An 8,122-nucleotide genomic window follows, 5' to 3' on the forward strand; every position below is an offset into this window, starting at 1 on the left:
GCCGCCGCTGCGTCGGTCCAGCGCCGGCCGCAGCGCCTGCGCGGCGATCGGCTGCTCGTCCAGGCGCAGGCTCAGGTCCGCGCCCAGGGTCAGAAGAATCGGGTCGCGGTCGGGCGCGCCGGCCGCGGCGCCGCTGGCCGGCAGCTCGACCGGCACCTCCACTGTCGCCAGTGGTGCGGCGATCATGAACACGATCAGCAGCACCAGCATCACGTCGATCAACGGCGTCACGTTGATCGCGTGCTGTTCTTCGAGGGTGTCGTCGTCGTCGCGTGCGGTGCGGATCGCCATGGCCGGCCTCATCGCGTGGCGGCGGCGTCGGCCGCTGCCGGCGCGTCGGCGTGGAGGCGGTCCAGGTCGCGCGACACCAGTTGCTGCACACCGGCCGACAGATCGCCCAGGCGCTGGCGCAGCCCGCCCAGGCGCCGCGCGAGGTGGTTGTAGAACATCACTGCCGGAATCGCCGCGACCAGGCCCAGCGCCGTCGCCAGCAGCGCTTCGGCGATGCCTGGCGCCACCACCGCCAGGGTAGTGGTATTGGCGCGGGCGATGCCGACGAAGCTGCGCATGATGCCCCACACCGTGCCGAACAGGCCGACGAATGGTGCGGTGGCGCCGATGCTGGCAAGCAGCCCGATGCCCTGGCGCCACTGTCGCGCGTGGTCCAGTTCCACCCGCTCCAGGCGCGAAGCCAGCCGTTCCTTGATCCCTGCCGCGTCGCGCAGGCCGCTGGACTGCTGCAGTTCAGCGCGCGCTTCCTGCAGCAGCGCGCGGGCGGCAGGCGTGTCCAACGCCGGCTGCGCCTCGGTCTCGCGCAGCCGCTGCGAACCCCGCAGCGCCGCGCGCGCGGCCTGCAGCGCCGCGCCGGCGCGCGCCAGTTCCCGGTGCTTGGCCAGGAGCACCGTCCACGTCGCGACCGAAGCGACGACCAGGCCGATCATCACCGCCTGCACCACCAGGTCGGCATGCAGGAACATCTGCCAGGCGCTGAGGTCGGCTGGACGCGGTGCGATGGGGGAGATGGGGGCGATAGTGGTCATGGGCTGGGAGGCGGCGTGGTAGGAGGGCGGCGCGGCGGGACGGTATTCAGCGCGGTGGTGGCGCGTCGCGCGGCGCAGGGCGGGTCAGCACGAAGGCGGCGCTGGCGGCGATCAGCGCGCCGACGCCGAGCGCCAGCGTCGCGCCGGGATGCGCGCCGCAGCAGAACAGCAGATAGCCCAGCGCCATGCCGCTGGCGGCGAGCCACTTGCCGCGGCGCGTGATGGCGCCCTGCTCGCGCCACAGGCGCAGCGTCGCGCCGTAGCGCGGATGCGCCAGCAGCCAGGCGTCCAGCCGCGGCGAGGAGCGCGAAAAACAGTACGCTGCCAAGATCAGGAAAATGGTGGTCGGCATCACCGGCAGCACGGCGCCGATCAGGCCCAATGCCAGCATCAGCAGGCCCAGGCCGCACCACAGCGCGCGGCTCAGGTGCACGGTCGCCTCCACGGCGGCATCGGCCTCATTGCGGCGTCGCCGGCAGGTGCAGGTCCACGTACGCCTGCACCTGCGCGAACGCGCTGCGCGCGGCGGCGATCACCGCCTGTTCCTGCCCGGCATCGAGCGCCAGGCGGTCGAGCGCGGCGACGAACTGGCGCCAGTGCTGCGCGCGCCCGTCCTCGTGCCCGGCCAGATGGCGCGCGCCGAACTGCTCGTGCAGGCCCAGTTTCGCCGCCAGCCTGGCCAGGATCGCCGCACCCAGGTTGGAGCCTTCGGCCACGTACAGCCAGCCCAGCGCAGCGACCTGGGTGGGGTGGCCGGCGCTGCCGGGCGCGGTGGCGTGGTCGGCGGGAAGCGCAACGCCCAGGTCGTGCAGGTCGGCCACGAGCGCTGGCAGACGCCGGCGCTGCGCCAGGTCCGGCACCACGCTGGCCAGCACCGGGTTGGCGTAGATGCGCTCCATGTCGCAATGGAACCGGTATTGCACCTGCAGGAAGCGCGCGTAGTTGTCGCGCGAGGCGAACGGTTGCGCGGCCATGATGCGCCGGTCCAGCCGGGTATGCGCCTGCGCGGTGGCGGCCTTCAGGCGCTGCGCGCGGCTCGGCGCGGGGGAGGGGGCGATAACGGGTGGCGACGGCGTGTGCGTCACAGGGCGCGCTCCAGTTTCAGGTTGATGGTGTTGCGCTCGTAGCCGTACAGCCAGTCGACGTTGCTGCGCACGCGGTTGTGGCGCAGCGTCAGCAGCGGCACGAAGCCGCCGACCGCCAGGCGCGGCGCGCGCAGCACCAGGGTGTAGGTGCGCTCGGCATCGTGGCGGCGTGCGCGCAGGACCGCGCTGTAGGCGCCGTAGTCGCGCAGCCGGTAGGAGGCGAACACGGTGGCGTCGATGCCTCCCGGCCATTGCCGCGAACCGCCCAGGCGGACGCCGCGCTGCAGGTACGCCTCGGTGTCCTGCACGGCGGCAGTGTCGCTGGCGTCGACCCCGGCGAACACGGTCCAGCGCGCATCCAGGCTGCGGAAATAGGTGGCCGAGGCGCCGCGCACGATCGCGTCGTAGCTGGCGGCGTAAGCGCGGCGGCGGTAGCGCATGTCCTTCCAGTCGCCTTCCAGCTTGACCAGCGACCGCGGCGACAGGCTCCAACTCCATTCCGCATGCACGCCCCAGGCGCCATACAGCGCCTGGTTGCCCAGCGCGTAGTAATCGAACGAGGGCGCCAGCGCCAGGCTGTGGCGGCCGCTGCGATAGCTGTAACCGGCCTGGGTCAGCGCGGTGAGTTCGTTGTAGGCGCCGTTGTCGCGATAGCTCTGGCCGAACAGCAGCGTGCGCAGGTACAGCCCATGGTGACCGCGCAGCGGCAGGCGCCGTTCGGCGCTGGCATCGTAGTCGGCGCCGAAGGCGACGATCGCCGTGGGCGTGCTGCGGCTGAAGTAGCAGCGCCCTTCCAGCGGCAGCAGGCAGATGGAACTGGCCGAGGTGCGATTGACGTTGTCGCTCCAGGCCGGTCCCAGCGCGAAGGTGCCGTTCCAGTCGCGCCGGTTGGCCAAGGCCTGGCGGAAGCCGGCGATGGTGTTGCGCACACCCTCGGTCCTGGGATCGCCAGCGTCGATCGAGGCGGCAATGGCTGCGAACGCCTGTTCGGCCTCGCGGTCCTGCTGGTCCTCGAACAGCACCCGCGCCAGTTCCAGACGCCCGGGCAGGAAGTCCGGCTGCAACTTCAGCAGCGCGCGGTACTCCCGCTCGGCGTCGCCGTAGCGGCCGCGGTTGCGCGCCACCGCGCCCTGCGCGTAATGCACCAGCAGCGGGTCGCGCTCGGGCAGGGTCAGGTATTCGGCGAGGAACCGCTGCACGGCCGGCCATTGTTTGTTCTGAAGCGACAGGTACAGCGCGCGGCCGACGTCGTTGGCGGTCGGCGCGACGACGTAGGACATGCCGTCGACGACGATGCTCGGTCGCTCGCCGGTGGCCGGCTCCTGCACCAGCGCGCGTTCGCGTTCGAGCGCCTGGCCCTGGTCGCGCTGTTCGAGCAGGCGTCGGGTATCGTCCTGCGCCTGCGCCATCGCGCACGGCGCGGCCGCCAGCCACGCGAGGCAGGCCGTCAGTGCGACAAGCGTGCGTGCGCGCCGTCGGCGCGCGGAAGAAATGCAAGGCATCGAGCAACTGGTGCGAAAGCGGAGCAGGACTGGCATGGTCGTGGCTGGTCCTGCCCGGGTACGGATCGAAAGGCGCGGACGTGCCGCGCAGACGGATTACTGCTTGGCGCCGCCGAAGGCGGTGTCGTACTTCACCCCGGCAAAGTCGGCGATGCCGGCCAGCGCGGCCTGGTTGGCGTAGAACTGGCCGGACACCGCGCCGTTGGCTGCGACCACGCTGCCGGACTGGCGGGCGATGGCGTTGCTGCCGGAGATGCTGGCGTTGCTGTTGATGCTGGCCGTGCCGATGTTGACCGCGAAGCCGGCGTTGTTCTGGATCGAGCCGGTCAGGCGGCCGGTGCCGAAGTTGGCGGTGAAGGTGCCGGTCAACTGGTTGCCGGCGCTGTAGTCGTTGATGCCGACCATGCTGTAGGTGGCGGTGCCGGCGCTGGGCACGCTGCTGTCCGGCTTGTCGCCGACGAAGTACACCGTGTGCGTGTTCAGGCCATCGGCGTTGTCCTTGCGCGAGTACCACTCGCCGAACCACACGTCCTGGCTGCCGACCTGGGAGAAGGCGAACACGCCGAGGTTGTCGTGGCTGCTCGGTGCGCCGCTGTACGGGAAGTTCAGCACCTTGACCGAGCCGACGCCGCCGTACATCGAGAGCCCCTTGAAGTCCACCGGCTTGTCCAGGCCGGTCGAGTTCACCGCGATGCCGGCCTGGCCGGCACGGTGCGGGCCGCCGTTGACGGTGGATTCGCCGACCTTGACGTAGCTTTCGTTGCTCGACTTGCCCAGGAACGGGGCTGCGTGCGCGCTGCCCAGTACGCTGGCGATGGCCAGGCCCAGCAGTGCGGCGTGAGGACGTTTCATGTTCATGCGATGGATCCTTCTGGTTGGTTTGGAACGAGGAAGGACGTCCGTGTCCGGTTCGAATCACACTCCTTGAACGGCGTGCGGGAGATCAGAATCTCCCGGTCATGCTGAGTTTCAGCGTGCGTCCGGGGGCGGCCACCGTGGAGCGGGTGGCCGGGTCGACGTAGTAGCGATCGGTGAGGTTGGTCGCGCCCAGTTCGATGCTCAGGTTCTTGCGCAGCGCATAGCGGGCGTAGGCGTCCAGCAGCAGCGTGGTGCCCCAGGAGAAGGGCACGTTGAAGGTGTAGACCAGGCGGCCGTCGCCGCCTTGCACGGAGTTCTCGCGGAACCATTCCAGATCCGGATTGCGATACTGCCGGTAGTAGGTCAGGCGGCTGCCCAGCTCCAGGCGCCGCTGCAACAGGCGCGTGCCCAGCGACCAACTCGCCGACAGCTTCGGCGTGCTCTGGGTGAGCAGGTAGCCGCCGACGAAGCCGTAGTCCACGCAGGTCGGCACGATCCGGCCGCTGCCGATGACATAGCCGTTGTTGCTGGACAGCAGCGCTGCCGTGGTCTCGTCGCAGACTTCGTTCTTCAGCGTGTAGTTCACCCCCAGATCGATGAACAGGCGGCCGTCGTCGTAGCGGCCCTGCAGCTCCAGGCCGCGGATGGTCTGCTTGTCGATGTTGTCGAACTTGAACTGCGCGTCGCGTTCGATCACGTCGCGGGTCTTGATGGCGTAGTAGGCCAGCTTGACGTCGGCGGTGGTGTCCGCGCCGAGCAGCGCGCCCAGGTCTTGGACGTAGGCCAGTTCCCAGGTGTGGGCGTGTTCGGGTTTCAGGTCCCAGGGATTGAGCGAGGCGGAGAACGCAACCGTGCTCTCGAACATGCTGGGGAAGCGCAAGGTCTCGCTGTAGCGCAGATACGCCCTGCTGACATCGCTGAAATCCAGCGTCGCCGAGAAGAACGGCATCCAGCCGTGGTCCTTGCGGCGGCGCGCCCTGGCGTCGCCGGTGCTGACGACGGGGCTGGCCAGGCACGTCTGCCCGAGTGTGCCGGGCAGCGCATCCAGCGATCCGTTTAGGCAGGCATTGCCGGCCTTGGTGTAGCGGCCGTGCGCATCGGCCTGCCATGGCGCCTTGTGCTGCACGTCGTACTGGGTCGGCACGTTCTGCAGCAGGTCGGCGGCGATGGCGTCGTACTCCTCATGGGTGATGATCTCCAGGTCCAGCAGTTCGCGATTGCCGGCAAGCTGGTCGGCGATCAACGCCTCGCGTTCGGCCTGGGTGTAGGTCTGGGTGGTGCGATAGCTGATCTCGTAGCCGTCGACCAGCGACTGTCGCAGTTGCCCGGCGTGCGCGGCCAGGAAGTCGTCGAACGCCCAGTACGTGGCGTAGCGCGCGCCGGCGCTCAGCGCCAGCCGCTCGAGCGGCCGCCATTCCACGTTGAAGTAGGCCTGCCTTTCCTGGCGCCGGCCCGCGCGCGGATACATGCGCCAGCCATCGCTGACGCCGAAATAGGCGTCGTCCGAGCGCAGGCGCTCGTGCTGCACGCTGCCGCCGACGCTCAGATCGAGGCCATCGGCCAGGCGGACGCGGTTGCTCGCGGTGAGCCCGGTGCGGTCGTTGCGCGCATTGGCCAGGGCCGTGTTCCTGAGCAGCGGGTTGTCAGGCCCTTGCGCATAGTTGGGGAAGCCGCCGGCGGTGTAGGTGGCGCTGGCGGTGTCGGTGCGCCACAGCGTGGCGTCGAGGTCGAGCCAGCGGCTGTCGGCCGGGTGCCAGGTGTAGCGCAGGTTCCAGGCCTGCGCATCGACCCGGCTCAGCGGCCACTGGATCGCAGCGCGGTTCGCCGATTCGATGATCCGCGAAGGCATCACCTCGCCGTAGTGCGAGAGGCTGTCGCGATAGCCCAGTTGCAGCGCCTGCGCCTCGCTTGGCCGCCAGCCGAGCTTGAACAGCCACGATTCCATCTGGCTGGAGGTATTGGCGACCTCGTCGCCGGGCCGCCAGTAGTTGGCCATCGACAGGATGTAGTCGTCGGCGGAGGAGCCGCGCGAGCGGCTGTAGTAGCCGGCGCCGTGCCTGCCGGCATAGTAGTTGCCGCGGTCGCGATAGGCGTAGGCGGCGAACAGGTCCACGGAGTCGGCGGGGCGCCAGCCCAGCGCCAGACGGTAGGCGAGGTCCTCTCCGGAGAACACGTTGTCGCCGCCACCGCCGTGGCGCGGCTGCACCTGCAGGGTGCGATCCTCGTAGGGTGCGTTCGGCGCGTTCTGCGGGAAGCCGGTCACCGTGCGGTAGTCCTGGCCGGTGTGCAGCCGCGGCAGCCGCGGCGCCACCGCGTTGCTGCTGCCTTCCACACGCACTTCGCCGCCGATGCGCTGACCGGTCTCGAGCACGTCGTCCACGTCCAGGGTGTCGATCACCATCGCGCCACCGATACCGGTGGCGACGTTGCGTGTCAGCGACGGTCCCTTGAGGATCTGGATGCCGCCGATCAGCAGCGGATCGATGTAGTTGCGATTGCTGGCGCCGTTGTATCCGCGCCACACGGTCAGCGCCTGCTCGGTACCGTCGATGCTCACCGGCACCCGGCCCGGCCCCTGGATGCCGCGGATGTTGAGATCCAGCGCGCCGCTGTTGCGCGCATCGCCGCTGAACACGCCGGCGACGCCGTTGACCAGATCCGACGGCGTGGCGCCCTTGTAGCGTTCCACCTCGGTGCGACTGATGTACGCGCTGGACAGGTCCAGGTCGTACACCGCGTCGCGGCCGCGCTGGTCGTGGACGTCGCCGCCGGCACTGCGGTCGTCGCCGGCCACGCGCAGCGTATCGGTGACGATCGCCCCGGCGGGTGCCGCGGCGCGCTCCAGCGTCATCGCCCGAGTGCCGGTGCGCCGTGCGACCAGGCCGCTGCCCTGCAGCAGGCGTTGCAGCGCCTGTTCGGCGCTGTAGTCGCCTTTCACCGCGGGGGCGTTCGCTCCATCTGCGATCTGGCCGGCGTACAGCACCTGCAGGCCGGTCTGCGCGGAGAGTTTCAGCAACGCCTGCGGCAGCGGCTGCGCCTCCAGATCGATCGCATGGCGGACCGACGCCGCCGTGCTGCCGGGCGCGCGCGGCACCTGGGCCAGGGCTCCGGCGCTGAGCAACATCAGGGTGAGGGTACTGCTGAGCAGGGCGAGACGCGGCGCGGGACGGGGGCGGGCGGTGGAGCGGTGGATGGGCATACGGTCGCTGGGCAGGAAGATATTTGATGAGAACGAAACGCATTCCGTTCTTTCCTGCTTAGACGGGCTCGTCCCGGCCGATCCCCCAGCCGCGACGGCCTGGTCTTGTCCTCTGCCCGGTCTTGTTTATCTCGAGTTCATGCTCTGTGCGCCGGCGGCAGTGGCCGCCTCCGTCGTACCTCGGTGCACGAGGGTGACCACTCCCAGGTCGAGCGCCTCCAGGTTGAGGCTGTCGAGCAAGGTACGCAGCGCGCGCTCGGGGTCGGCGACGTCCAGCGATCCGGAGACCGGCAATGCGCGCAGGCGCGCATCGCGCACCAGGACCCGGTCGTGTCGGTAGCGCGAGAGCTCTTCCAGCACCTGTGCCAGCGGCGTGGCGTCGAACAGCAGTTGCCTGCGTTGCCAGGCGCCGACCGCCAGCGGGTCGAGCGGCGCGAG

The 8,122-nt window shown here is 69.9% G+C and carries 7 protein-coding genes and 1 pseudogene; all 8 read right to left on the minus strand.

All coding sequences use genetic code 11. The annotated features are described in order from the left end of the window. Positions 1-291: biopolymer transporter ExbD (locus tag D183_RS0100420; RefSeq protein ID WP_017907242.1), on the minus strand; the 291-nt coding region annotated here is incomplete at its 3' end. An 8-nt stretch (positions 292-299) separates the two neighbouring features. Then, positions 300-977, minus strand: coding sequence for a tonB-system energizer ExbB (gene exbB / locus D183_RS0100425; RefSeq protein WP_017907243.1), 678 nt, complete (start codon positions 975-977; stop codon positions 300-302). Between the two features lie 109 nt (positions 978-1,086). Continuing rightward, a complete protein-coding gene (locus D183_RS0100430) occupies positions 1,087-1,485 on the minus strand; it encodes a YbaN family protein (protein ID WP_017907244.1) in 399 nt (132 codons plus the stop codon). Between the two features lie 13 nt (positions 1,486-1,498). Beyond that, positions 1,499-2,125 (minus strand): biliverdin-producing heme oxygenase, encoded by a 627-nt coding sequence (locus D183_RS0100435; RefSeq protein WP_017907245.1) that lies wholly within the window; start codon positions 2,123-2,125, stop codon positions 1,499-1,501. Further along, a complete protein-coding gene (locus D183_RS0100440) occupies positions 2,122-3,534 on the minus strand; it encodes a surface lipoprotein assembly modifier (RefSeq protein ID WP_017907246.1) in 1,413 nt (470 codons plus the stop codon). The genes D183_RS0100435 and D183_RS0100440 overlap by 4 nt, the downstream gene beginning before the upstream one ends. Before the next feature lie 189 nt (positions 3,535-3,723). Further along, positions 3,724-4,485 (minus strand): Slam-dependent surface lipoprotein, encoded by a 762-nt coding sequence (locus D183_RS0100445; protein WP_017907247.1) that lies wholly within the window; start codon positions 4,483-4,485, stop codon positions 3,724-3,726. 85 nt (positions 4,486-4,570) lie between these two features. Beyond that, positions 4,571-7,684, minus strand: a complete 3,114-nt coding sequence (locus tag D183_RS0100450) for a TonB-dependent receptor (protein WP_017907248.1) — start codon at positions 7,682-7,684, stop codon at positions 4,571-4,573. A gap of 126 nt (positions 7,685-7,810) precedes the next feature. After that, a pseudogene (locus tag D183_RS23665) lies at positions 7,811-8,122 on the minus strand (hypothetical protein); the annotation flags it as partial.

This window comes from Xanthomonas sp. SHU 199 (assembly GCF_000364665.1).
Lineage (GTDB): Bacteria > Pseudomonadota > Gammaproteobacteria > Xanthomonadales > Xanthomonadaceae > Xanthomonas_A > Xanthomonas_A sontii.

What these genes read in the sequence shown, in the direction of transcription:
- exbB (WP_017907243.1), bottom strand. Translation starts at nt 977, where the DNA reads ATGTTCCTGCATGCCGACCTGGTGGTGCAGGCGGTGATGATCGGCCTG.
- D183_RS0100445 (WP_017907247.1), bottom strand. Translation starts at nt 4,485, where the DNA reads ATGAACATGAAACGTCCTCACGCCGCACTGCTGGGCCTGGCCATCGCC.
- D183_RS0100440 (WP_017907246.1), bottom strand. Translation starts at nt 3,534, where the DNA reads ATGGCGCAGGCGCAGGACGATACCCGACGCCTGCTCGAACAGCGCGAC.
- D183_RS0100450 (WP_017907248.1), bottom strand. Translation starts at nt 7,684, where the DNA reads ATGCCCATCCACCGCTCCACCGCCCGCCCCCGTCCCGCGCCGCGTCTC.